This window comes from Acetatifactor aquisgranensis (genome assembly GCF_943193215.1).
Classification (GTDB): domain Bacteria; phylum Bacillota; class Clostridia; order Lachnospirales; family Lachnospiraceae; genus Acetatifactor; species Acetatifactor aquisgranensis.
On record NZ_CALPDH010000014.1, the window covers coordinates 1 to 23,552 of the forward strand.

Sequence of the window (23,552 nt, forward strand, 5' to 3'; positions counted from 1 at the left end):
ATTCGCTGTTTCAGATAGCCCGGCTTTGATATTTCCATTCCCGGGTGTGCGGTTTTCATATAATTGCGTAATTCCAGACTCAACGTAATCCCCCTCCGGTTTATCATAGTAAACATAAGATCCGTTAACGGCATCTTCCGGTTTCTTGTAAAGGATGCCTGATTTCCGTTTCTGCAGAAATCATGGAATTCATCCTGATGGATCAAACTGATATCACAACAGGTATGTTTTTGAGAATTCTTCATAAAATCACCTGCCTTATGGGAAAATACATCAGTTATCTACTTTCATTATACAATAAAAATACAGAAAAAAGGAACCTTTTACAATATCAAATGTAAAAGATTCCTTAAGTTAATGACATTGTGACTGAACAGCAGTTTTTGGAAATGCTGTCGGCATAGGAGGGCATTATGGGAAAAAATGTTGACTGGATCATACACTATATCCTTGACGATCCCGGCCCCTATCCTTACCTTTGCAATGCCCATACACACGGAATGGAGAAATGCCGGCACCCGGATTTCCAGATGGTGCTGAACCTTCCCCAGAAACATATCTGTTATCTTCTGAACTCAATGGGTATGCGGGTACAAGGCGGGGAGACCTTCCATGACGGCGATATGGTTTCCGGTATCTATGAGGACTGCAGCATACGGCTGAAGAAGGTCCATGAAACCGGGCGGGACGTTCTGCGGCTCATCATTCCGGATAAGCATAACCGCTTTCCGGAAGACGAAAACTGCATGGAACCCTACCGGCATCAGGAACTGGAAATGTTTGAAAACTGAGAAATACGCTGTCTGAAAAAAGCTGTCTGAAAAACGGCAGCTTTTTTCAAGTATCCGGGCAGCTACAGGGTACTTATTCTATATACGGGTTCTGTTCGCAATCCGTAAAACAATTCAAATCGCAACTGACAAAACGGCAGAATCATGCTATAATTTAAGAAAGAGAGGTATGCTATTTATGGCAAACAAAACGAACACGATTCAGGAACTGAACCTTGCAGACAATTTTTTATTTGAAAAAGTAATGAGCGACACGGAAATATGCCGCATGGTACTGGAAAAATATTAAATGTCCCCATTAAAAAGGCAGAGTTCCCTGTTACCAAAAAAATCACTGACATAGCACCTGACAGCGGGGACATCCGCTTAGATGCCTGCATCAATGATGGGCAGGAAACCATTTACTCTGTTGAGATGCTGTGCTGCAAAGATGTGGAGCTTCTCAAAAAAGCAAGGTATTTACAGTGCAATATCGACTCGGACATAATCCTCCCCGGAAAAAGATGCACAAAGCTGAAGAAATCGTACATCATCTTTATCTGCACCTTTGATCCATTTTCCGACGGGCGGCACATCTACACCTTTGAGAACCGGTGTCTGGAAGATCTGTCGCTGGCGCTCGGTGATGAAACCACTGAGATATTTTTGAGCACCAGGGGTAAAAAGGATGATGTGGATGATGAGATAAAGGATTTTCTGGCTTATGTCGAAAACAGCACTGACGCCTGTGCGCAGCAGACCTCCAGCCCGATGGTCAGAGCAATCCATAAAAGAGTAACTGAAATAAAGCAGGACAAGGATATGGAACTCCAGTATATGACTTTATTACAGAGGTAAGGGGGAATATAATGTCAGAAGGAATCGTTTATCAGAATAAGGATATTTTATTTAAGATCCTCGGCCAGACTTATAAAGAAAAAAGTTTTGCGGCATATGGCATTGACCTGCCGCCGATCAGGGCACTGCTTCCCACAGACCTGCCGAAGATTGCTGCAAATGAGAAAAGCATTGACAACCTGTTTCTGCTGGAAGACGGCACTTATGCGATTGTAGATTATGAATCGGTATACAAAAAGGCGAATAAGATAAAATACCTGAATTATATCGCACGGATAATGGAAAAATACTTTAAGGAAGATGAAACCTTCAACCTGCGCCTGATCGTTATCTACACCAGCGATGTACAAAGCGCGGAGCCAACGCTTGAAACGAACTGTTTTACCCTGCGTACTGAGCAGGCTTTCCTGTCCCATATAGACGGCGAGGCAGCCTTTGATGAAATTCAGGGCAAACTCCAGTCCGGCATCCCTCTGGCAGATGATGACCTGATGCGGCTGGTGATCCTGCCGCTTACGGTTCCCGGATCTGAAGGGAAGCAGGAAATGTTGGAGAAGGTTGTGGATCTGGCAGAACAGATAACGGATGAGGAACAACGTATTTTTACCCTCTCCGGCGTGATCGTAGCAAGTGATAAATTCATCAATAGGGAATATCTGGATCAGATAAGGAGGAGAATCAGTATGACACAGTTAGGACAGCTTTATGAGAAGGAAAAGATTGAGTATGCTAATCAAAAAGTAAGGGAAAATGATTTAAAAAGGGCGAAATCTTTATTGAACGAAGGTATTGATATAGTAAAAATCATGAAGACATATGGATTCACCGAAGAGGAACTCCTTCATCTTCAGGATGAAAATGTAACTGTATAAGAGGTACACACAATGACTTTATTGCAAAGAGACCGGGAAAATATCGAATTAGGGCGAGAAGAAGGCAGCAACCAGATGGCTTCCTTAATCAAGATACTTCTTTCTGAAAACCGTACTGACGAATTGAATCGTGCTTTAGAAGAACCGGATTTCAGGAACAGGCTTTTTGAGGAATATGATATTTTATAGCAGCAGATATAATAGCAGGGGAGGTATGTATTTCCCCTGCTTTTGCATATTGGAGATGAAACATATGACTTTATTGCAGAGAGACAAGGAAAATATCGAATTACCCTGCGTCCAAAGCAGGTTTTCTTATCTCGTATGGACAGCAGGGCAGTATTCAACGCCATACGGCAGAAAATCCATTCTGGCTCAGTACTTACAGACGACGATTTGATGGCGCTTGTCATTCTGCCCCTGACAGTTCCCGATTCTGAAGGGAAACAGAAAATGTTAGAAAAGGTTGTTGACCTGGCTGAACAGATACCGGACGAAGGGCAGCGGATTTTTACCCTGTCCGGCGTGATAGTTGCAAGTGACAAATTTATAAACAGGGATTACATGGATCAAATAAGGAGGCGCATCAACATGACACAGTTAGGACAGCTTTATGAGAAGGAAAAAATTGAATATGCGAACCAGAAGGTAAGGGAAAAAGCCATAGAAATTGCAAAGGCTTTGCTGGAAGACGGCACGGAAATTGTAAAAATTATGAAAGTTACCGGACTGACTGAGGAGGAACTTCTCAATCTTCAAAATGAATTATTAACAATATAAAAATGGATGCAATGATTTAGGACCGGTTCTCGCCGGTCCTTTTCTATTATGAGCCATCCTTTGTTAAGAGCGTTTGCGGAAGGATTTGAACCTTCGGTGCGTTGGCGCACACCACCTTAGCAGGTCGCAGGATGTCCGGGGGACATCCGCTTTGCCACGACCGGAGTGGAACGTAGAGGCACCATAAACCACTCGGACACGCAAACGGAAAGTGGATGGGGCAGGAATCGAACCTGCGGTGTTTCTCTGTGACGGATTTACAGTCCGCTGCCCTCGCCGCTAGGCATACCCATCCATAATGTGACCAGGGGGAATCGGTCTACGCTCCGCTTCGGTCGGCGCAGAACAGATGTCCCCCGGACATCTTGCGCCCCCGTAAGCAGATCCACAGTCTGCCGGACTGCCACTGTCCTATAGCCACAATAGCTCCTGCGGGACTTGAACCCGGCATTTCCGGCTTGAGAGGCCGGCGTCCTGACCTTTAGACTAAGGAGCCTTAATGATCCCCATGGGACTTGAACCCAATATCTCCGGCTTGAAAGGCCGGTGTCCTAACCTTTAGACTAGGGGACCGTATGGCAGGCATTTCCAACCTGCTCTTTTGCTGCTATCTCTATTTTCTATCTTCCATTCATGCGCTGATCTGTATCCGCGCTCCCGGATCTGTTATAACCAGAATATCATCCATGCGCACCTGCAGAACCGCTGCCAGCACCACCAGATTATCCAGTGTCGGAAGGGCAGCTCCCTGCTGCCACTTGTAAATAGCCTGCGGCGTTGCAAAACCAAAAATATCCTGCAGGTCCCTTACCGATAATCCCACCTGCTTCCGCAGCCTGCCTATGTTCTGCCCTGTCTTTACCATATCTATAACTGGCAAATTTGCCATGATCCTCACCTCCTGCTATTTGAAATAAATATCCAGGCGGTATATGCCCCATATGGGACTTGAACCCATGACGCCTCGATTAAAAGTCGAGTGCTCTTCCAACTGAGCTAATGGAGCATAAAAAATACCGCCTACCTCAATTAAGATAAGCGGTACATGAAAGCTATGATCTATTCCCGGCAGCCTCCTTAAAGACTTGCCCTAACATCACACAGTTTTTCGCCTTTTTCTTACCTTGCATGAGCGCATCTTAACCAGACTCTGTTCTTTTTCTTTACTGAACAGTGTCTCATAATGTTCGCTATGCAGATAATAAACAACCAGAGTTGTTGCGAAACCATTCGCAGCGAAATTAACTGTTGCCATGATCGTTTCCTTTCCGGACTTATCCGTCCTCTTTTTATTTACTGTAACCACTATATCACCGTTCAGTCCGTTTGTCATTATACCGGTAATATAAAGTTGTTCCTTTTATCATTTTTTATCTTTATTCATTGCCATGCTCAAAAACCTTGATTCTATCGGACTTATTTAATGTCAATCCCTCTATTTCATTTTATCTTTGTTTATCATGATTCAATGTCTACCCCACGGAAAAGGGGTGGAAATTGGGGTATTATTGGGGTAACGAAAAGGGCGGTCACAATGCCGCCCCTGCTGCTATACCACAATTTTCAGATTGTCCATTTCCTTTTGTTTGGTATTGGGCAAAACGTGGCTGTATAAGTCCATGGTCATTGCAAGGCTGCTGTGTCCCAGGATGGTCTTCAATGTCTGGGGACTCCCTCCCTGTTCTATGTACCGTGTCGCAAAGGTATCCCTTAAAGCGTGTGCTGTGAAATGCTCCATTGGTCTGCTCTGCTCTTCCAGTCTGGCCAGTGCGTCACTGATTGCCCGGTTTATTGCGTGGTTATGTACTATGCCGCCATATACGGATGCAAAAATCCTGTTGTCATTCATCGGCAGAACATTCCCAATCTTTTTCCGCTGGTCTGACAGAACCCCCTTGATTGTATCATTTAACGGAATATCCCTCTTCCCCGCTTCGCTTTTGGGGCTCCCTATTGCCATGGTGCCATTCTCATTGAAAGTGACGGTCTTCGTTACATGAATAACATTCTGCCTGTAGTCGATATCGCTCCATGCCAGAGCGGCAGCTTCACCAATCCTCATGCCCGTGCATAAAAGAAGCGAAACAAACTCGTAATAATAATCTTTCGCCATCTCCTGCATGAAGTCCTTTTGCTCCTGTTCTGACAGCGCCCTGTGGTATGTTTCCGTAGCCTTGTCCGTCTCCTTTAAAGCCTTGATTCCATCCGCAGGGCTTTTGAGAATAATATCATCATGTACAGCATCATTCAGGACTACTTTTAATGTCCTCATTACCCCATTGCAGGTAGTTGCTGCCAACCTCTCGGAAATATCCCTCTGCATGTTCAAAATTTCCCTGCGTTCAAGTTGCTGTACCTTTCTGCCGCCGATCTGCGGAGATATATGCTTGTAATAATAGCTTCTATATGTTTTCAGGGTGTTACCCTTTGTTCCGTTCCTCTTCCCGGTCAGCCATTCAGCAAAATACTGGTCAAGCGTCAGATTCCGGTTATCCGTGTATATCCCGGCTTCAATCTTTTTCCTTATCTCCTGTTCTTTCTGTGAAATCTCCTTTGCATTCTTCCCGTAAATGCTGTACCTCTTGCCATCTATGGTAAACCGCTTTTCCAGTGTGCCGTCTGCACGTTTCCTTGTCCCGGCTCCCAGTCTTGCCATAATAAGCACCGCCTTTCTATAATGCGGGACAGGGCAGCAGTCATAAAAGCCGCCGCCCGTTCCCTTATTCCCTTTACCTGAAAATCAATACTGCTGCCTGGATGATATTCCCGGCCAGTGAGATAATAAGGAAGTGTCTACAAATAACTGCTGCAAGTTTATGACAATTTTTATTGTATTTCCGGGCTATTGCCTGAAGCAATTGCAGCAGTTATTTTCCGACAATTCCTAAGCGCAACCCTGTATCTGGCAAGCTGCCTTTTCATGTCGCCTAAAATCTCCGTTGCAAGGTTCATCCGCTCTTTGCCCTTTGCCATTATGCAGCACCTCCTTTCATGATTTCTCTAAATTCCCAGTCCTCTATATAGATTCTCTCGTCCACATTTTCCATCAATGGGTCATTGTTGGGTGGCGTGTACTCTTCCCGGAGATAATTCTTGCAGATAACCGTTTTCAGCCCGATAAAGATAAGCAAGGAATTATATCCCCTCGAAGCTGCTCTATCATACAAAAGCGTTATTCCACGTTTTGTTATGGGTGTTCTTTCTGCATACTGCTGCATTATCTTCCTGATAACCTCATGCCGCTGCATCATGGCTTTTTCCTCTTTACCCTGATAACCATTCTAAGCGGCTCCGGCCCATTCCCGGCGCATTCCTCGACTGCCGTTACAATAACCGTTCTAACGCCCCTCTCCGTGCGCACAACCGCCCTGTCCCCGGCAGATACCCGGTCAATGAGAATCCCCGGAAGTTCCCAGGAATACAGCTTGCCGCCGGGCTTGTGGGATGCCCTCACAATCTGCCGTCTGCCGTACCGGACCGGAACACACTGGATGCCGTGCGCCCTGGCCACCAAATAGCTTGTGTAACCGTCTACCAGATTGCCCTGGCTGTCAAGGATAATCTGTGACTGCAGGAGTCCGGTTTCCTCGAAATACCGCTCTTTCCTCTGCATCTTCTCCGGCTCATGCGCCGCAAAGCAAGGATAAATCTTTACTTCATCAGTGGGGATGTCCACCACTCCCCCGGCCCTCACGCCCTGCTGCCATGCCCTATTTGCATCTTCCGTATAAATATCAAAGAACATCATATCCTCCTCGAACTCGCATTTTGTGTTGTACGTCCGCTCATACCATTCCTTTACCATATCAGACGTGAAGCGGATGCCGCTGTTTTTCTTTTTCTTGCCCTCTTCATAGAAATTGTTGACTGCATTTATATAGGCTGTGATAAACTCCCTGCCCATATCATCTTCAAAAATCGGATACTGGAACTGCTCTAGCATGATGGAACATCCATTCCTCCGTTGCTGCAATGTATTTGCCGAACTGTAGGCCCATTTCTGCATAGCTGCTTTTAATGGCTTCAGTTGCTTGCGGGATGGATTCAAGGCATTCCTCATAAATCTTCTGAAATGTTTCCTCGTTAGGAAATATTGTCTTTACTGTCTGCATTTCTTTCAAATCCTCTCTTTACTCCGGGCAGGGGAAATGTTATAATCTCCCCATGCCCGATTTGCTTAGGTTTCCGGGCTACTCGCTCCTATCGGTATTCGCTGTACTGGTAGGAGCATTTTTCTTGTAACGGCTCTGCATATCGTCAGCCATTGCCATAATCTCATTGTGCCGCCTGGTAAATTCCGGGCTGTTCACCCCCAGGCTCTTTCCCTCTGCGGCTGTCAGCGCCGCCATGTCTTCCAGTGATAACATATCCCACCGCCTTATATCGCTATGTTAATCAGTGCGCCCAGACTCTCTTTCCATCCATAACCGCCGATAATCTGCATCAGAGTAGCCGTTACCTGAATACCCATATCAAGCACTTTGGAAAGCTCCCTTGCCAGTCCTTTAGGCACATACCCTATAACTGTTCTCCGGCGAATCGGCTTGATATGTACAACTATCTGAATAGCGTTAATATCAAACTTGTTTTCCTTTTCTCTTTCCAGTGTAACGGTCAAATCCTCCGGCTTGAACTGTTGCAGGAATGCCAGCCGCTCTTGTCTGTTCTCAAAGCTAACCCCAGCGGCTCTCACTGTCATTGACAGCTTTACCCTCTGCCATGCTTTTTAAAGGCTTCTTTGAGAGAGTACCCGGCTTTCCGTAATTGGTTAGCCATTGCGCAAACTGTTTTTCTTACTTTGGTAATCTGTTTCATGTGGTGTTGCTCCTTTCATCTCTTGATGATATTAGTATAGCACATGGGCACATACATTTCCATTGACAGAATACCTAAAATTACATGTTCCCATGTGTTTAATATTTGTGCATTATGCACATGGACACATGTATTGACTTATGATATAATATCATTGTACAGTGGAGAAGGTGCATCTATAATTTGCCGCCCCACTGGAACGTATAAAAGAAAGAGGGTGCATCTTATGTCAGATGAAAAAAAAAGTACATACACTGGTTACACGGAAGCCCGGAAAAAAGCCAATGAAAAATATCTGAAAGAATCCGTTGAGGATATCCGAATCAGAGTCCCCAAAGGCGATAAGGCAAAAGTTCAGGAACACGCCGCCACTATGGGGGAAAGCATGAACTCTTTCGTTGTCCGGGCTATTGATGAAACTATGGAACGTGACAATCAAAAGCAGGCATGACCGCCGCCATTCAGAAGCACTCTAGCAAGGCTCTATTTGCCCCATACAGGGCTTGTACTGCCTTGAATGATAGGAAACCGCCCCACGCCGTTACAATCCAAAATAGGGGCTTGTGGCGTGTTGCTGTTGGTATTCTGAAAAGCGGAAAAGCCGCCCTTGTCATTTTGCCGATTTCAAATCGGGGAATTACCGCCGGGGGCTATCCCATAATTTCAGGGTGGGGTCTAATCAGATCCCCCTTTGCTCATCCCAAAAGAGGAAAGCCGCATATATTCCCCCGGAAAATCGGGGTTATGTCTGTCCGGTTTCAAATCTGCTCCAGGAAAATTCCGGGTACTGGCCGGGCGGTTCTGTGTTTTGGTAACGTCTGATAAAAAGCAAAACGGCAGCAGGACAGCACACTTTTACGCTTTCCCCATTTGTAGGGATGCCTTTGTGTCCTGCTGCCAGTCTGCATACTTTCCCGGTATCTGCATATAATATCTACGTAAAATACGTATATTTTTTGTGTTTTTCTCTTGACAATACGTAAAATACGTGTTATTATATAATTGTAAGGAGGAAACATACATGAGATTCAGAGAAGCCGACCGGATGCTAAAGGATGATGGATGGTACGTGTCAGATATAAGCGGCTCACATTACCAATACAAACACCCAACAAAGCCCGGAAAAGTAAGCGTTCCGAATCATCCCGGCGACATCCCGAAAAGTATTGTTAAATCCATACTCAAGCAGGCGGGGCTGTAGCAAGCCCCTGCCCCTTGCAAATTATATAGATTACACGGAAAGGAGCAATGATTTATGAATTATGTGTACCCGGCTGTTTTCTATGAGGAAGAGGGCAAAATATCAGTCATTTTCCCCGATTTGGGAAACCTCGCAACTTTTGGGGATAATGTGGCGGACGCTATGCGCATGGCTCAAGATGCCTGCGGCCTGCATCTGTTTACTGCTCTGCGTGACGGCGATCCCCTACCGGCTCCCAGTTCATTAGGCGAAATCAATCCTGCTGCCATCCTGAAAGATTTTGAAATGGAATCCGCTGTGGAAAGTGCTTTCGTCAATATGGTACTGGTGGATATGACCGAATACGCAAGGCAGCACAGCGACAAGGCAGTAAAAAAGACTTTAAGCATCCCCATGTGGCTGAATACTCTTTGTGAGGAAAAAAGCATCAACTTTTCAAAAGTGTTGCAGGATGCCCTACTGACAAAAGTACAATCACTATAAATGGCAGCAGTCCCAAACAGAATATGCTTTACCTGACAAGAACACCGCCCCGACACTCGCCAAAGTACAAAGGGCGGTTTTCTCTGTCTATTCACGTTTTAAAAGCCTATTTTGCCCTTTTATCCTCTTACCCTTATATTTCTACCCTTGCGCCATTTCAAGCCGAATTTGCCCCTTTTCAAGCCCTACTACAAAGCATTTAAAACTATTTCCGCTTGAACCTCTCCGCTATCTCTCTCCGCTGTTCCTCTGAAAGCTGTTTTGTAGGGTTTATCTTTATCCATGCGACCGGGATATGTGCGCACAAGCTGCCGTCCTGATTCTCCGCTACTATCTCGCATTCCTCCGGGCGTTCTGCTGCCAGTTTCTTAATGCGGCTCTTATACCGCCCCTGGCAGAAAGTGACTGCTGCCCTCTCGCTGTCCTTTACGAACTCAATCACATTCTCCACATTTCCAGTGATTTCCGGCAGCAGGATTTCCCCCACCGTCAGGCCGACTGCATCCGCTATCCGTTCCGCTGCGTCCTCGGATGCAAAGCCATCTTTTACAATCCACTGGAAAGACTTCTGATAAAGCCCCATCCTGCTGCATACCGTTTCTTCTGTCAGGCTCTTTTCCTCCATGACTTCCACAATTCTTTTACCGTTCAATCTCATACTGCGTCTATCCTTTCCCGGCATAGTGCCGTTACAATAACCGTTCTCTTTTTTGTGTACTGTTTTGTACGATTTACACCGCAAAACTCTATATGGCAGCAGGCGCATAATTCCCGGAAATACTAAGTTTTGCAGAGAGCGGCAGGACTATAAAGCTATTCTTTAGGGATATTTAGGGTTAAAGGTTCAGGTTCTTTCAGGTTCTATGTACCGGGAAATAACAGGTTTTCACAAGTTCCACACCCCCGGAAATATTAGGTTTTGTTAGGTTCTGCCGGCTGCTCTCTGCTCCCTTTTAGGGTGTAAGAAATGTGAGGATACAAGCCCCTTTTATGGTATCGGAAATGTCGGGTTACTTTTTTATGACTGCCGGAACTGCCGATTGCGCGCCGCCCTTTTAAGGTCTTGGGAATCTCGGCATACTCTTTTTATGGACTCCGATAACCCCGAATACTCTTTTAGGGGATGCGGAATCTGCAATATCTTTTTAAGGACTAAGAAAATAAAAGATACTGCTGCAGCTTGCCCCGGTGTCCTGCCAATCTGCTCCGGCACTCACCCTATATGGTGAATATTAGTATTTTTTAGTAATCTGCTTTTTAGGGTGTCCGATATGTCTTGATGCACATTCTTTTTTAGTGTAACTTTTTGTAACTTTTCTCCTGCGCGCGTATCGTGTCCACTAATTCAGTTTTGCCCGGAAAATCAAGGCTTTTCCCTTGCACCTATACCGTGTCATTAAACTTCTTTTTTTGGTGTGCATTTCTGTGCATTTTTGCACTTTTCCTCTCGCACGTGTATCGTGTAAAGAAACTCTTTTTTTGCTCGAATTTTCTCGAACTTTCCTCCTGCGCATTATCGTATTACAAAACTCTTTTTTATTCCACTTTTCGCAACATTCAGCGAATAAAACTCTTTTTTGTGCGCACTTTTGCGCATTTTATGTATTTTCCCCTCTGCTGCCTTTTGCTGAAAAATCAGGGAAAAACCGTTACAAAAACCTATACTCCCCAATCGCTTTTCAGGCGGTTCAGCATCTTCATTTCCTCGCTTGTGTCTTTATCCGGGTTGCTGTCCGGGTGAAATGCCTTTGATAATGTGCGGTAAAACTTTTTCAGCATGGCCTTGTCAGCTTCATTGTAGTTACTGGCAGCAGTACCGCAATAACTACCGCCACTATATCCTCCGTAGTTACTACGGAAATTCTCATAATAACTACGGTACTGCTCCCGGCTCCTGCGCTCATATTCTTTTCTTGCCTTAAAATCTGCCTTAATCTTTTTCAGGTATTCAGGATTGCGCAATTTGCCGAACACATCATAGCAGCGGCTATAATATTCGCCATCCACGCCGTATTTTTCCCGGAACGCATCCACACGCTGATTATGCTCGTTAAGTATGCGCCGATTTTCCTCTTTTCTCTTGTGTTCCTCTGTCTGCTGAAACTCTGCAAGTACCCGGTCAACAATAGGCTGCCATTTCCCATAAATTAATTCATAAAGCGCATCTTCTGTAAGCCCCAGTATATCCGCTTTCGCTTTCAGCCCCCCAGTGATAAAATCTCCAATCCAACCGCCCCAGTCCACAATATCATAATACCCGACTGTACAAATTACGGTCTGTTTCTTCTTGACTTTCCCATTCTCCCGGTAACTCTCATGTACGCTTATGCGGTATGATTTCCTGATAGGGCGTTCAAACCGTTCACTGGCATAATGATAGCTGTATTTGGTATATCCTTCCCCATCCCATGTAATCTTTGTTTCATCCACTACAAAGCCCTTTGGCTCTCCTGCCGGAACTGTCTTTACTTCCACTTCCTGAATAACACAAAACATAATATTTCCTTTCCGTAGTTACTGCGCCACGTTACACAATAACCGCATATCCCCTGCCGATAATTCCGCCGCACCCCTGCCGCTGAATAGCAGCACCCTCTTTTCATGTATGGCTGCTGACACTGGCTATTTTTCTTAATTCCTTATCCAGATTGGCGAAAAACCGCCGCCGATATGAATAAAAATCAGTTCTGCAAAATGGCGGTCTTTCTATCCGGCCAAGTTCCCACTGCACCGCCAGAGCGTCAAAAGACGCGCCCTGTCTGACAGATAGCAGAACCCATTTCGAAGCAATTTCTATCCCTGTGCAAGCTGCTTTCAGGACTTCAGGGGAATATAACCCGGTTCTGCATCCATTCTGTAATTCTTCAAGACGCTGGTGCCCTATACCGTATTCCGCATAACTACGGCGTTGCATTGTGTTTATATCATTCACACGCTTTCTCCTTGACATCGGCAAACCACTCCTTTTATAATTTAATCAGGTTCGGGGGGGGCTTGTCTGAATGGCAAGTTCCTTTTTTGTTGGCATTTTGCGGCATTCTCCTGGCGTAACTCTGCTGCCACTGGCCCTATTCTGGCAGCAGGGCAGCAGTCATGAACCCAGTGACCTCGCTTTGTCGCACCAATTCCTGAATCTGCTGTAATATTTATGTATCCTCTTATGGCATGTCGGGCATAGAGAAATCAGGTCTTCCATAGGCTCATGCCCCAGATTCTTATAATGGATGTGGTGGACTTGCAGTATGGGAGTGGTCCTGTCTTTCTGTAGCCCATTAGGCCGGCCGCACATCACACACTTGTTATCATCCAGTTCCAGCCTTTCAGACCGTTTCTTCTCCCAGGCTTCACTTTTCATGTATCTTTCGTATTCCGCACTATGTTTTACCATGGCACCACCTCACAACATTTCCACTTTAGCAGCTGGTAAACCTCCGACAGCTTATCCCGGTTCTGCGGCTCCTGCCTTACCTCTGTTTCAAAATCTCGCTGCATATCCGGCAAAATACCGCTTCGCTCCTGCTCGGTCTTAATGCCAGTGATCCGCTCCCGGTATCGGTCATAAAATGCTGTGACGGCAGCAGGACACTCCGGCACATCCGCTAAACTGATAGTTTTATTATTGTTCATCCAGCTTTCCTCCATCCTGCCATATCTCGCCGCCCTCTAACTCATATCCGACCACATCATAGACAGCTTCAACTAAAGAACAAACTCCAAGCCAATTATCAAAGCACAACGGGTAAATCTCCCCATCATCACATAAAGCGCACATAAGTACCTTGCTTTTGTATTTTTTGCCACCGTCACAGTTATAAACTGCATACATAGCATCGTTGCATGGAATAATCTGCAAGACTTTAGGTACTTTCATCGGTTTGGGCTGCTGTACTTCAATTTCTCTTTCCTGATACTTCGCATTATCTTCCCCCAGAAAGTCAACGAGCAAAGAAAACTGTTTATCATCAAAGCTGTGTCCTCTCAATGTTTTACATCCTCTGGTGCTTGCATCATACACCTTTACAACACAATCCCCCGGCGCTTTATCCAAAATTTCAAACAGCTTCTCTTCATTCTCTGAATAGCTCTCTCGGCTATCAAACTTTACCCAAACCTCTTTCATACATTTTTTCATTGCCATTTCCTTTCTGTCCTCCTGATAAAGAGGGCTTTCAATCTCATTTCAAGGGGCTGTCCCCTTGTCCCCCACTGTCCCCAGAATTTTTCTATACCTTATTATTTTTAATACCTATATCTCCCTTTCCCCCTCTTACCCTTTCTTTTCTTTTTTCCTTTACTATTTATGGGGACAGGGGACAAATAGGGAGAAGTGCTGATTTTATGCGGTTTTCCGCTGTCCCCCAACATGTCCCCTGATACTGTCCCCGGACACTAATCAAAGGGTAGTTCACCTTTCATGTCTGCCATATCCAACTGCGCGAAATCTTCGGGGACTTCACTTTCGGGGACACGCTGCCGGAAACCATGTTCATCAACCCTGTCCCATGCCCTCTGTTTTCCATACACTTCAAACCTCACTTTGCTATCGCTTGTCGGATGCCTCCTCCATCCGGTAACCGATTTATTCATGATGCCATTGATTTCCCGCAATTCCCACTCCTTCGGCTCCTGAAACTCTTTCCCCAGCGCTTCTTTGTAAAGCATCCTCGAACATACAGAATCATATTGGCAATTATCAAGCCATTCCTGAATAATCCCGGCTTTCGGGTCTTCTGGCGTAAACTCCTGCTGCACTTCTGATAATAGCCCCTGCAACTCTTTAGGAAATGTCAGTTTATAATCTCCACTGCGATAAATCTCCATAGCTTCTGCCCATGCCTGGTCTATATAAGCCCTCGTTTCCGCTTCATCTTCCAATGGGTGAACCTCCGCTAGTTCACTATTGACACGCACCGGAATAAAACGCCGATTCCCAGTCTTGTCATTTGGGAGAAAGTCAAGATTGTTTGTCGTTCCAATGAATATGCATTGCCGGGGAAAATCATGGGGATATTTGTCATAGGGGACTTTGTATGTATCTTTCTGCCTACTCAAAAATGCTTTTATCGCTTCAACTGTCTTTGTGTTGGCAGTGGCAAGCATTTCTGAAAACTCAACAATCCAATGCCCCTGTAGCTTGCGGTAAATGTTTTCATCATCCAGGTTCTTCACATCATCCGTAAACCATTCATCCCTTGTCGCTATGAACCTTGCCATTGTGGACTTGCCGCCACCCTGCCTATCCTCCACCAAGCACAGCATGCTTTCAAACTTTGCGCCGGGATTGTGTACCCTCTCAATAGCCCCAAGCATAGTAATCTTTGTTGCTTCTGTCGTGTAATCTGATTTCTCCGCTCCAAGGTACTTCGGCAGCAGGTTTTCAATGTGCTTTCCCCCGCTCCATTTCAGACTTGCGAGATATTCCTTTATCGGGTGGTACGACCGCTGGTGCGCGATAATATCAATTGCCCGTGGGATATTCTTTTCATGCGTCAATCCATAGGTAGTTTCCAAATACAACCGGATATTATTCACATCATTATCAGATAGATTTACAGAGGATTGCCGCCACCAAGCCCCGGACACTTCCACCTTATCCGTCATTTCATTGTAACGGAACATTTCTTTCAGGCATTCATCATGGTGAATCGCCTTTACACAATTACCGATTGACTGTATTATTTTCCCTTTTTCATTGTAAGAAAGTTCTCTATCTGTAACAGTTTCATTATCTCCTGCACTCTCTGTAACGGCTCCGTCCTGCTGCAAAAGACTCTCAAGCTCTTTCTTGCTGTGTCCGGCTGCAAAATAATCTGATATATCGGCTTTGGGAATGTCCGGCACTGGAACAATTACCTTTGCACTTTTCGCTATGCCCTGCAGGTCGCTCTGAATAATATTCGCCACTCGCCGCCCCGGTTCGTCATTGTCGGCCAGTACATAGACAACCGCCCCTTTGCAAAGCTGCGCCATATCTGCCGACCAATCATTTACGCCCCCATAGGAAAACGCCGTATAGCCTTGTTTTGACAGTGTATCAGCGTCTTTTTCGCCCTCCGGGATAAATATAGGCTTGCCCTCTGAAACTGCCTTATTTATGGCTTGTACGCCGTCAGGCGCATAGACAGCGCATAACTCTTTCCGTGTGCGCCCTCCCAATCCGTAAGTGAACCGCTCATTTGCCAACGTGCCATATATCATTTTCTTTCCTTGCATCCGCACTTTGGTAAAAAGATAGCCGCCGTTACTGGAAACGTAGTTATAAACCGCTTCAATCCGCTTTTTCTCCCGGCTCTCAATATAGGCTTGCCAATTGCTGCCAGTCCGCTTTTCCTGATAGAATAAATCTGACTTTTTCAATCCTGCTGCCGATAGCACATTATCAATGTCGCATCCTGCATGACAGTGTATAAGGACGGAATCACGCCCATTTGTGACAGTAAGGGAAGCCTGCCTATCATCATGCGCCGGACACTGGCACTGCGCCTTGTCCTGCTGCCGCTTTTTCACTTGAAAATGATTCAGTATTTCATCATAGGTCACTGTTTCGCCCCCGTTCTGTCATTATTGTTTTGAAGCAATATTCATTCATCATCTGAACCATCTGACTGCTCCAGATATTTTCTCGCTGATTCTAATGCCAGCAATGTGTTCTTTCCACGGTTCTCCAAAGTTCTGATAAATTCCTTTACCTCACCGACATTCCCAGGCAGATAATAGCCACCGCCATTTTGGCAGGTAGAAAGAATCACCCTACCAGATGCCCGCTCTTCTGCTATAATCTCCTGCAACTCTCGAACGCTTCCGCATCCTATCAAATCAGCCAGTGTCTGTGAAGCAGTGGCGTTCTGTTTACCTTCAATTAAAAATTTCTCAACCATGGCCTGTCTCCTTTATTCACTCACCTGATAAACCGAAAGGATATAATTGTAAAATCTATTCCAATCTACCCTTGCTATCTTTCCGATTTTTACCAGTGCGCCGGATTCTTTCGCCAGCTTCATGACTGTGTTAATTCCCATATTGCTTTTTTCTGCCGCCTGCTGATATGTAAGCAGTTCCCCGTTAAAGTTCCTGTTTTTCAACTCATTCATAGCGATTCACCTTTCTTTATGTTTTAACGTTGCGCTCCGTCTATATCCATGATATAATAGTTAAAAGTAAAAATCTATTCACTGTTTTATATCACATTTTTGCGTGAAAGGAGATTTTAGTAAAATATGGTTTACCACAATGTAGAGGACATTGATGTTGAAAAAATCAACGCAAGAATCAAAGATGCTATCAAAGAATGGGGATCACAAGATGACTTCTTTGAGGGCATTCCCTACTCAAAACAGGCATTTCATAAATGTGTACGGGAGAAATCATTGGTATCATTATCAGTCTTGCTTGAAATTGCAAAGAAATTAGATTGTGATATGGGTTATCTGCTCTGCGAATATGATGAAAAGCGGCGTATTGTAGCAGACGTAAAAGAAGCTACCGGGTTAGAACCAGATGTAATTGATATTATACTCAACATGAAAGATTCTTTCCTGAAGCTGTCAATCCTTAATGACTTGCTGAAAGATAATTATTTCCTGGCAATGATAAATCTGCTTTATATGGTGGACTATCACTATGAAAAAGGAATGGAACTGGACAGGATAGAGAAAAAAGTTGAATCCGATTATAAAAATGCTGAAACCCTAGAAGAAAAAGAAAAACTTGAAAAACGATACAATGAATATAGGGCCGAACACAAATTGCATGATTCAAACGCTTTGGCAAATCGCTATCGGCTTACAGTTGCCTTTTCCAGACTGTTAGACAAAAGATATAAGGCGTTGCCGGATATTGACATTAATGATTCAGAATCCAACTGGAAACAGACCAACCCAAAATTCAAGCATCCGGCTTTATTTTAACAGGACATGAAAAGCCCCAATACCAATCAAGGCATTGAGCGCCACCACGAAAGCCCCTCATGGCAGCAGTCATAAGGGGCTTTAAATATACAAAATGGGGTATTTATTGGGGTAAAGAATCTTTCAGAATGTCCGAAAGCCGCATAAACAAAGGCTTTGCACCCTATCAGTCATTATACCGGTAATATAATCTCACAGATAATATCGGCTTCTTTCTACTCCGCCTTTACCTCCAGTCCATCCAGCTCAAGCCCCGGCATCCCCACCAGATACCACTTCCTGTCATCACCCATCTCCACACGGGCGGGAACCCAGACACCATTCAGCCTGAAATCAAAGACCTCCCCGCAATGGATACCGCCGTAATCACGCCTGTCCCCATCCCCGTCAGTATAAAAGAAATTGTATCTGCCGCTTTCCCTGTCATAAAATAATGTACCCTGCTTCATAAAACAGTCCTCCTCTAAATTTATTCTCATATAATAAGGAGTGTTTTTTCCCCTGTTTCCTTGAAAAATAATAAATTTTTTTATATTTTTCTGGCTTTTTCATAAAACGGAATGCTCCTCCTTATATTTCCTTGCCAGCCGGTAAAAGCTGTCCTTCTTGAGTCCCATCAGCATCATGGCCTCCTTTGCCAAGATCACGCCACTTTTCCATCTCTCATAGCAGTCCTCCCAGTTCTCCGGGTACTCCACACGCGGCCTTCCCAGATGCTTTCCATCCGCCTTCGCCACCTCGATGCCCTGGCGCTGCAGTTCATGCCGTTCCGTCCAGTCCTCGTCCGCCACATAAGCGAATACCGCCAGCACAACATCCGTAATGAGCTGCCCTACCAGCTCCTTTGACTGCGTGGTATCCAATATCGGCATGGAAGTCACTTTGATGTCGGCGCCGATCTCCTTTGTGATATGAAACCATTCCTTGTAAATTTCACCATAGTTCCTCCCAAAACGCTTCAGCTCCGTTACCACCAGCAGGTCACCTTCCCGCAGGATGTTATCCACCAGAGAGCGGTACACTGGGCGTTCAAACTGTCTCCCGGACTCCTTCTCCACATAGATGTCACGCTCATCAATGCCCTCCTCATCCCGCAGGATATGTATCTGCCTCTCCGGATTCTGCTCCCGTGTGGATACCCGCACATACCCAAATTTCTTTACAGCCATGACAGACGGATTGACAAAAACGACAAAATGTGCGGCCCTTGCAATTGGAGACAGAAACATCAATCCAATTCCAAGGAGGCACATTATTATGTCACATGAAAACATCAAAGCTGCCTTTGCTGACGCCGTCAGCCATGTCGTATCCAACATCTCACAATATGCAGCCAGTCCCCACCCGTTCCGGAAAAATGGGGGCTGACAGGCTCATCTCCTTCCTGGTTTCCTGCGGCTCTTCCAGCACCAGGATAGAACTGCTTGATTTCTTCGGCCTGCAGGCAGACTCCCTGTCCGCCTCTGCCTTTAACCAGCAGCGCGCCAAGCTCTGGCCTGAAGCATTGGAAGCCGTCTTCCACCTTTTCAACGCAGCCCTCCAGGCCGATACAGGGGCAGACTTCCGTTTCCTTGCCGCCGATGGCTCAACCTTCACCTTTTTCAGCAGGCCTTCCTTTGCTTCCCCTGGTTACTTCGTATCAGAAGGGCATTCCGCAAAAGGCTTCTACAGCATGCACCTGAATGCACTCTATGACCTGCACGAGCACACCTATCCTGCCGCGCTTATCCAGCCTGTCCACCGCAAGGATGAATTCCAGGCCTTCTGCGATATGGTTGACCGACTCGATACACCGCCGGATACCAGGGATGTCTTCATCGGCGACCGCGGCTACTGCTCCTATAATAACATGGCCCATGTCATGGAGAAGGGGCAATACTTTCTCTTCCGCACAAAGGACATCCATTCCAAAGGCCTTGTCGGGAATTTTGACTTTCCGGATTCTAAGTGAAATAAAGCGGCTATTATTGCCGAGGAGGTTCAGCATGAAAAATGATATTGTTTTGGTAAGACCAACTTTAGAGCTAAAAGAAAAAGCACTTGATTACCGAAAGGAACATTTTCAACATGAAGAAGAAATTATCTACGGAAGCGAGCTTTTTGACAAGACAGAAAACTACGAGGAATGGCTATCCTCTGTAACGCTAAACACGAATCCCAAAACGGTAAATGAAAATCGGGTAGTTACGGATACTTTTTTTGCTTTAAGAAATAGTGATGACAAGATAATTGGAATTATAGATTTAAGACATACGCTGAATGAATTTTTGAAAGATTTAGGGAATTGCGGGTATAGTGTCCGCTCATCCGAAAGAAAAAAGGGATATGCAACAGAAATGCTATATCAACTTCTCCAAGTGGTTAAAGAAGCGGAAATGAAAGAACTTCATATATCTGTTGAAAAAGAAAATACAGCATCAATAAAAGTTATACAAAAAAATGGCATGTGTATGAACGGAGCTTTTCTTTTGAAAATGAAGTAGCAGATATTTATAAAATTAAATTATAAATTTTAAAAAACCAAAACCGTCTCATTGCATGTTCTAAAAGATGGCACTATAATATTGGCAGGAGGTGCTTTCACATGGGGCATCCGAACCGAACCTTTTACCCTATGAAACGATTGTCCGGGCGACCAGCGGAGAGCCGGAACAGCCCAAGTCTTCCTTGAAGACTTTAAGAAAGCCAGGAAGAAAATGCATCTGACCCAGGCGCAATGCGCAGAATTATTGGACAATTCCCTATCTTTCCAGAAAGATCTGGAGCGCTGCCGCTGTTCTCCCAGTATCGAAAATTTCTACCATATCTGCAGAACACTGGATATCTCTGCGGATGATTGTATTTTCCAGAATCACCATGACAACCGGCTCTACATACCAGGAACTGTTAAGGCTGCTCCCCCTCTGTGGTGAAAGGAGCCTGTCCGTCCTGGTAGCCACTTCCTCTGCCCTCACGGAAAACGCTCCTCTTCCAGAAGCGGAAACCAAACAGACATAATATGCCGAAAAGAGAAAGCCAGCAGTTCAGACTGGCATCTGTGCTGCTGGTTTTTCGTGTCATGCCCTATGAAAATTCTGTATCCATACCTCTTGGTTGTCATGTCATAAGTTTAGTGAAATAGTACCAAGAAAAATAATTATTCTGCTCTTTCATAGAGACTGCATAACTGGTAAATTTTATCAGCAAGCCTTTCGTCCATCTGCTCACTTGCCATGCGCCACACCCAATTATTTCCCAGAGTGGAGGGTGTGTTGATTCTGGCTTCCGAACCAAGCCCTAAATAGTCCTGCATGGGAATAACCGCTGTATCTGAAACACTTGCCAACGCGGCGCGTATAAATTCCCATCCCACATCACTGTTTTTCTTAACGTTCAGGTATTTTCGCAAAAAGGTACGTTCCCCACGTTTTATTTGTCCGTAAAATCCCCTGAATGTATCATTATCATGGGTTCCTGTGTATACCACAGAATTGGCAGTATAACTATGCGGAAAATAATTTCCTTCTTCCCTGGAGTCAAATGCAAACTGCAATATTTTCATACCTGGATACCCAGTTTTTTTAAGCAGGTCAATCACTGATGGTGTTAAAAAACCCAAATCCTCTGCAATCACCTCTTTATCTCCCAATCGATCCTTCACGGCCTTAAATAAATCATACCCCGGTCCTTTTTCCCACCTGCCATTGGCCGCCGTAGTATCCTTGCATGGAATGCTGTAATATTCATCAAAACCCCTGAAATGGTCGATCCTCACTATGTCATACAATTCATAGCAATATGCAAGTCTTTTTATCCACCACTCATATCCGGTTTCTTTATGATATTCCCAACGATAAAGCGGATTTCCCCAAAGCTGTCCCGTTTCACAGAACGCATCCGGCGGACATCCCGCCACATTTATCGGCTGTCCATTCCCATCCAGTTGAAACAGTTCCTGGTTCGCCCATGTATCCGCACTGTCGTATGCCACATAAATGGGAATATCCCCTATAATACAGACTCCTTTGTCATTGGCATATTTCTTTAATTTCTTCCACTGGACATGAAATAAATATTGCTGGAATTTGTGGAAAAGTATATCTTCTTTCAGCTTTTGTCTATACCCTTCCAATGTCTCACATTTTCTGCACTTTAAGCCTTCCGGCCAGTCAGACCATTTTTCTCCGCCCCTCGAATCCTTTACCGCCATATAAAGGGCATAATCTTCCAGCCAGTCCCTGTTTTTCCGGACAAACTTCCAAAATGCATCCTGTTCTTCTATCTGGCTTTTTTCAAAAGCCGCCCTAAGCACTTTAAATCTGGACGAATATATCTTTTCATAATCTACAGCGGTTCTATCCATGCCGAAATCATATTGGCAGCATTCTTCCCTCGTAAGATATCCCTCTAAGACCAACTGTTCCAGATCAATAAAATACGGATTCCCGGCGAATGCCGAAAAAGACTGGTATGGGGAATTCCCATAGCCTGTTGCGCCCAGAGGCAGCACCTGCCAGTAACTCTGCCCTGCCGCTTTCAGGAAATCCACAAACTTGTACGCCTCCCTGGAAAATGTCCCAATCCCATATTCCGAAGGAAGGCTGAAAACCGGCAATAAAATTCCACATGCTCTTTTCATAGGCTCATTCTCCGTTTTCTTTTATGATGACAGGGCACATATTCAAATCAATTTTTCCGTCTTCTATCCGAATCTCCTTTCCATCCGCCATATTTGTGTAAGTTCCGTCCTGTATCTCTGCCTCTATCTGTCCGCTTTTCCCTTCAAAGCTGAATATTCCCAAAAGCCTGCCCTTTCCCTGTATCTCCTTATGCTCGCCGATGGCTGCGCCCAAACCTTCATCAGCCGATAAACGGTAACTGCTCTTCGCAACAACCGGAAGCTTTTTTATCTGATAGAGCTGCCTCAACATATCTGAAATGTCACGGCTTCCATCCAAATTTATAACATCCTTGTTGAACAGATCCGGCCTGGTTTCATTTTGGTTCTCCCGCCCGGCGTAAAGAAGCGTAGCCCCTTTCTGAAAATAAAGAAACGCCGTCCAGTTGCGGAGCGCCGATTCCTTCGGGATGATTTCTCTGGCCCTGTCCTGATCATGATTTTCCAGGTATCTCATCTTTACATAATTGGCAGGGTAAATGTATTCCTGCATATTGACTGCTTCCACATATCTGCCAAGGGTACCTTCCCCATTCAGGTACTGCCTGAAATATTTAAAAATATCGTAATCATAACACATATCGAAAGCCTGAAAAATTTCAGAATCGGACAGGTTCGTCATTCCCTTTGCCCGCAGGTCCACAATAAATTCCGGTTCTACAGATTCGCTGAGCCAGATACATTCCGGATTGACCCTTGCCACTTCTTCCCGGGCCTTCAGCCAGAACGCAAGGGGAACAAGCGGTGCCACATCACAGCGGAAGCCGTCTACGATTCCGGCCCACATTTTCAGCGTTTCAATCTGGTAGTCCCATAATTCCTTATTTCCATAATCCAGGTCAACAATATCTCCCCAGTCTCCCACCCGGTTTCCCATCTCTCCTCCCGGTGTCTTGTAAAAGTATTCGGGATGGTTTTTGACAAGCCACGAATCCGGTGATGTGTGATTGTACACAATATCCAGCATCACCCTCATTCCCCTTGTATGGATTTCCTCCACCAGATGCTTAAAGTCATCCATTGTACCCAGTTCCGGATTCACTTTCCTGTAATCGGCAATGGCATAGGGTGAGCCAAGGATGCCTTTCCGCTGTAGTCCGTCTCTGAGACCTGCGACGGCTCTTTCCAGTCAATAGTGAGCAAGACGGTTATGGCTGCATTGTAGCCAATATGCTCTGGACGAACGCGGCCATCTGCTATCTGCGGTAT

The 23,552-nt window shown here is 45.2% G+C and carries 34 protein-coding genes and 4 tRNA genes; 11 read left to right on the forward strand and 27 right to left on the reverse strand.

What is annotated here, in order from left to right; all coding sequences use genetic code 11:
* Window positions 1-413: 413 nt before the first annotated feature.
* From NFS35_RS13135 to NFS35_RS13155, 5 genes are all read left to right on the forward strand, one after another.
* A complete protein-coding gene (locus tag NFS35_RS13135; protein ID WP_251207584.1) occupies window positions 414-791 on the forward strand; it encodes a DUF4262 domain-containing protein in 378 nt (125 codons plus the stop codon).
* A 261-nt stretch (window positions 792-1,052) separates the two neighbouring features.
* Window positions 1,053-1,628: a transposase gene (locus NFS35_RS13140; protein WP_251207585.1), complete on the forward strand. Its 576-nt coding sequence runs from the start codon at window positions 1,053-1,055 to the stop codon at window positions 1,626-1,628.
* Between the two features lie 11 nt (window positions 1,629-1,639).
* Window positions 1,640-2,500, forward strand: coding sequence for a hypothetical protein (locus NFS35_RS13145; RefSeq protein WP_251207586.1), 861 nt, complete (start codon window positions 1,640-1,642; stop codon window positions 2,498-2,500).
* Window positions 2,501-2,512: 12 nt separating this feature from the next.
* Window positions 2,513-2,689 carry a hypothetical protein gene (locus NFS35_RS13150; protein ID WP_251207587.1) on the forward strand — a complete coding sequence of 59 codons (177 nt, stop codon included), beginning with the start codon at window positions 2,513-2,515 and terminating at the stop codon, window positions 2,687-2,689.
* A 135-nt stretch (window positions 2,690-2,824) separates the two neighbouring features.
* Window positions 2,825-3,280 (forward strand): hypothetical protein, encoded by a 456-nt coding sequence (locus tag NFS35_RS13155; protein ID WP_251207588.1) that lies wholly within the window; start codon window positions 2,825-2,827, stop codon window positions 3,278-3,280.
* 212 nt (window positions 3,281-3,492) lie between these two features.
* On the opposite strand, the gene NFS35_RS13160 is transcribed toward NFS35_RS13155, so the two are convergent.
* The 12 genes from NFS35_RS13160 to NFS35_RS13215 form a co-directional block, all read right to left on the reverse strand.
* A tRNA-Tyr gene (locus tag NFS35_RS13160) sits at window positions 3,493-3,575 on the reverse strand.
* A gap of 128 nt (window positions 3,576-3,703) precedes the next feature.
* A tRNA-Glu gene (locus tag NFS35_RS13165) sits at window positions 3,704-3,776 on the reverse strand.
* A gap of 4 nt (window positions 3,777-3,780) precedes the next feature.
* Window positions 3,781-3,853 (reverse strand) — tRNA-Glu (locus NFS35_RS13170).
* A 58-nt stretch (window positions 3,854-3,911) separates the two neighbouring features.
* Window positions 3,912-4,169, reverse strand: a complete 258-nt coding sequence (locus NFS35_RS13175; RefSeq protein WP_251207589.1) for a helix-turn-helix domain-containing protein — start codon at window positions 4,167-4,169, stop codon at window positions 3,912-3,914.
* A 44-nt stretch (window positions 4,170-4,213) separates the two neighbouring features.
* Window positions 4,214-4,286: transfer RNA gene (locus tag NFS35_RS13180), tRNA-Lys, on the reverse strand.
* Between the two features lie 543 nt (window positions 4,287-4,829).
* On the reverse strand, window positions 4,830-5,936 hold the full coding sequence (locus NFS35_RS13185; RefSeq protein ID WP_251207590.1) for a tyrosine-type recombinase/integrase: 1,107 nt from the start codon (window positions 5,934-5,936) through the stop codon (window positions 4,830-4,832).
* A 170-nt stretch (window positions 5,937-6,106) separates the two neighbouring features.
* Complete coding sequence (locus NFS35_RS13190; protein ID WP_251207591.1) at window positions 6,107-6,253, reverse strand: hypothetical protein; 147 nt, start codon at window positions 6,251-6,253, stop codon at window positions 6,107-6,109.
* Window positions 6,253-6,531 carry a hypothetical protein gene (locus tag NFS35_RS13195; protein WP_251207592.1) on the reverse strand — a complete coding sequence of 93 codons (279 nt, stop codon included), beginning with the start codon at window positions 6,529-6,531 and terminating at the stop codon, window positions 6,253-6,255. The genes NFS35_RS13190 and NFS35_RS13195 overlap by 1 nt, the downstream gene beginning before the upstream one ends.
* A complete protein-coding gene (locus NFS35_RS13200; RefSeq protein ID WP_251207593.1) occupies window positions 6,528-7,223 on the reverse strand; it encodes a hypothetical protein in 696 nt (231 codons plus the stop codon). The genes NFS35_RS13195 and NFS35_RS13200 overlap by 4 nt, the downstream gene beginning before the upstream one ends.
* A complete protein-coding gene (locus NFS35_RS13205) occupies window positions 7,192-7,401 on the reverse strand; it encodes a hypothetical protein (RefSeq protein ID WP_251207594.1) in 210 nt (69 codons plus the stop codon). Before NFS35_RS13205 ends, NFS35_RS13200 begins: the two co-directional genes overlap by 32 nt.
* Before the next feature lie 69 nt (window positions 7,402-7,470).
* The gene (locus tag NFS35_RS13210; RefSeq protein WP_251207595.1) at window positions 7,471-7,647 is read right to left on the reverse strand and encodes a hypothetical protein; all 177 of its coding nucleotides are present in this window, start codon (window positions 7,645-7,647) and stop codon (window positions 7,471-7,473) included.
* 11 nt (window positions 7,648-7,658) lie between these two features.
* The gene (locus NFS35_RS13215) at window positions 7,659-7,979 is read right to left on the reverse strand and encodes an HIRAN domain-containing protein (protein WP_251207596.1); all 321 of its coding nucleotides are present in this window, start codon (window positions 7,977-7,979) and stop codon (window positions 7,659-7,661) included.
* 342 nt (window positions 7,980-8,321) lie between these two features.
* Between NFS35_RS13215 and NFS35_RS13220 the strand changes: the two genes are divergently transcribed.
* From NFS35_RS13220 to NFS35_RS13230, 3 genes are all read left to right on the forward strand, one after another.
* The gene (locus tag NFS35_RS13220) at window positions 8,322-8,546 is read left to right on the forward strand and encodes a hypothetical protein (protein ID WP_129177153.1); all 225 of its coding nucleotides are present in this window, start codon (window positions 8,322-8,324) and stop codon (window positions 8,544-8,546) included.
* Window positions 8,547-9,116: 570 nt separating this feature from the next.
* On the forward strand, window positions 9,117-9,296 hold the full coding sequence (locus tag NFS35_RS13225; RefSeq protein ID WP_129174389.1) for a type II toxin-antitoxin system HicA family toxin: 180 nt from the start codon (window positions 9,117-9,119) through the stop codon (window positions 9,294-9,296).
* Window positions 9,297-9,350: 54 nt separating this feature from the next.
* Window positions 9,351-9,779, forward strand: coding sequence for a type II toxin-antitoxin system HicB family antitoxin (locus NFS35_RS13230; protein WP_129174391.1), 429 nt, complete (start codon window positions 9,351-9,353; stop codon window positions 9,777-9,779).
* Between the two features lie 205 nt (window positions 9,780-9,984).
* Here the strand turns inward: NFS35_RS13230 and NFS35_RS13235 are convergent, their stop codons facing one another.
* The 9 genes from NFS35_RS13235 to NFS35_RS13275 form a co-directional block, all read right to left on the reverse strand.
* Entirely contained in the window at window positions 9,985-10,437 is a 453-nt protein-coding gene (locus tag NFS35_RS13235) for a hypothetical protein (RefSeq protein WP_251207597.1), read from the reverse strand.
* A 1,001-nt stretch (window positions 10,438-11,438) separates the two neighbouring features.
* The gene (locus tag NFS35_RS13240; protein WP_251207598.1) at window positions 11,439-12,275 is read right to left on the reverse strand and encodes a hypothetical protein; all 837 of its coding nucleotides are present in this window, start codon (window positions 12,273-12,275) and stop codon (window positions 11,439-11,441) included.
* A gap of 103 nt (window positions 12,276-12,378) precedes the next feature.
* The gene (locus NFS35_RS13245) at window positions 12,379-12,711 is read right to left on the reverse strand and encodes a hypothetical protein (protein ID WP_251207599.1); all 333 of its coding nucleotides are present in this window, start codon (window positions 12,709-12,711) and stop codon (window positions 12,379-12,381) included.
* Window positions 12,712-12,870: 159 nt separating this feature from the next.
* Window positions 12,871-13,167 (reverse strand): HNH endonuclease, encoded by a 297-nt coding sequence (locus NFS35_RS13250; protein WP_251207600.1) that lies wholly within the window; start codon window positions 13,165-13,167, stop codon window positions 12,871-12,873.
* On the reverse strand, window positions 13,161-13,406 hold the full coding sequence (locus tag NFS35_RS13255; RefSeq protein ID WP_251207601.1) for a hypothetical protein: 246 nt from the start codon (window positions 13,404-13,406) through the stop codon (window positions 13,161-13,163). The genes NFS35_RS13250 and NFS35_RS13255 overlap by 7 nt, the downstream gene beginning before the upstream one ends.
* Complete coding sequence (locus tag NFS35_RS13260; protein ID WP_251207602.1) at window positions 13,396-13,917, reverse strand: hypothetical protein; 522 nt, start codon at window positions 13,915-13,917, stop codon at window positions 13,396-13,398. The genes NFS35_RS13255 and NFS35_RS13260 overlap by 11 nt, the downstream gene beginning before the upstream one ends.
* 251 nt (window positions 13,918-14,168) lie before the next feature.
* The gene (locus tag NFS35_RS29905; RefSeq protein ID WP_456298436.1) at window positions 14,169-15,398 is read right to left on the reverse strand and encodes a VapE domain-containing protein; all 1,230 of its coding nucleotides are present in this window, start codon (window positions 15,396-15,398) and stop codon (window positions 14,169-14,171) included.
* Between the two features lie 962 nt (window positions 15,399-16,360).
* The gene (locus NFS35_RS13270; protein WP_251207604.1) at window positions 16,361-16,657 is read right to left on the reverse strand and encodes a hypothetical protein; all 297 of its coding nucleotides are present in this window, start codon (window positions 16,655-16,657) and stop codon (window positions 16,361-16,363) included.
* 12 nt (window positions 16,658-16,669) lie between these two features.
* On the reverse strand, window positions 16,670-16,870 hold the full coding sequence (locus NFS35_RS13275; protein ID WP_251207605.1) for a DUF6462 family protein: 201 nt from the start codon (window positions 16,868-16,870) through the stop codon (window positions 16,670-16,672).
* Between the two features lie 126 nt (window positions 16,871-16,996).
* Between NFS35_RS13275 and NFS35_RS13280 the strand changes: the two genes are divergently transcribed.
* A complete protein-coding gene (locus NFS35_RS13280; protein WP_251207606.1) occupies window positions 16,997-17,686 on the forward strand; it encodes a helix-turn-helix domain-containing protein in 690 nt (229 codons plus the stop codon).
* Between the two features lie 215 nt (window positions 17,687-17,901).
* Here NFS35_RS13280 and NFS35_RS13285 read toward each other — a convergent pair whose 3' ends face one another.
* From NFS35_RS13285 to NFS35_RS13290, 3 genes are read right to left on the reverse strand one after another with little or no spacing between them, the layout of a single operon-like run.
* Window positions 17,902-18,135, reverse strand: a complete 234-nt coding sequence (locus tag NFS35_RS13285) for a DUF5348 domain-containing protein (RefSeq protein ID WP_251207607.1) — start codon at window positions 18,133-18,135, stop codon at window positions 17,902-17,904.
* The gene (locus tag NFS35_RS29010; RefSeq protein WP_275564686.1) at window positions 18,110-18,238 is read right to left on the reverse strand and encodes a hypothetical protein; all 129 of its coding nucleotides are present in this window, start codon (window positions 18,236-18,238) and stop codon (window positions 18,110-18,112) included. Before NFS35_RS29010 ends, NFS35_RS13285 begins: the two co-directional genes overlap by 26 nt.
* Entirely contained in the window at window positions 18,235-18,915 is a 681-nt protein-coding gene (locus tag NFS35_RS13290; RefSeq protein ID WP_251207608.1) for a recombinase family protein, read from the reverse strand. Before NFS35_RS13290 ends, NFS35_RS29010 begins: the two co-directional genes overlap by 4 nt.
* 35 nt (window positions 18,916-18,950) lie before the next feature.
* Here NFS35_RS13290 and NFS35_RS13295 point away from each other — a divergent pair, with 35 nt between their 5' ends.
* Together NFS35_RS13295 and NFS35_RS13300 are read left to right on the forward strand one after the other, a co-directional pair.
* Window positions 18,951-19,637 carry a transposase gene (locus tag NFS35_RS13295; protein WP_251207609.1) on the forward strand — a complete coding sequence of 229 codons (687 nt, stop codon included), beginning with the start codon at window positions 18,951-18,953 and terminating at the stop codon, window positions 19,635-19,637.
* A gap of 34 nt (window positions 19,638-19,671) precedes the next feature.
* Window positions 19,672-20,169, forward strand: a complete 498-nt coding sequence (locus NFS35_RS13300) for a GNAT family N-acetyltransferase (protein ID WP_251207610.1) — start codon at window positions 19,672-19,674, stop codon at window positions 20,167-20,169.
* A 258-nt stretch (window positions 20,170-20,427) separates the two neighbouring features.
* Here NFS35_RS13300 and NFS35_RS13305 read toward each other — a convergent pair whose 3' ends face one another.
* The 3 genes from NFS35_RS13305 to NFS35_RS13315 all read right to left on the reverse strand — a co-directional run bounded on the left by NFS35_RS13305 (window position 20,428) and on the right by NFS35_RS13315 (window position 23,472).
* Window positions 20,428-20,640 (reverse strand): hypothetical protein, encoded by a 213-nt coding sequence (locus tag NFS35_RS13305; protein ID WP_251207611.1) that lies wholly within the window; start codon window positions 20,638-20,640, stop codon window positions 20,428-20,430.
* A gap of 182 nt (window positions 20,641-20,822) precedes the next feature.
* A complete protein-coding gene (gene malQ / locus NFS35_RS13310; protein ID WP_251207612.1) occupies window positions 20,823-22,304 on the reverse strand; it encodes a 4-alpha-glucanotransferase in 1,482 nt (493 codons plus the stop codon).
* Between the two features lie 4 nt (window positions 22,305-22,308).
* The gene (locus tag NFS35_RS13315) at window positions 22,309-23,472 is read right to left on the reverse strand and encodes an alpha-amylase family glycosyl hydrolase (protein WP_275564687.1); all 1,164 of its coding nucleotides are present in this window, start codon (window positions 23,470-23,472) and stop codon (window positions 22,309-22,311) included.
* Window positions 23,473-23,552: the final 80 nt, after the last annotated feature.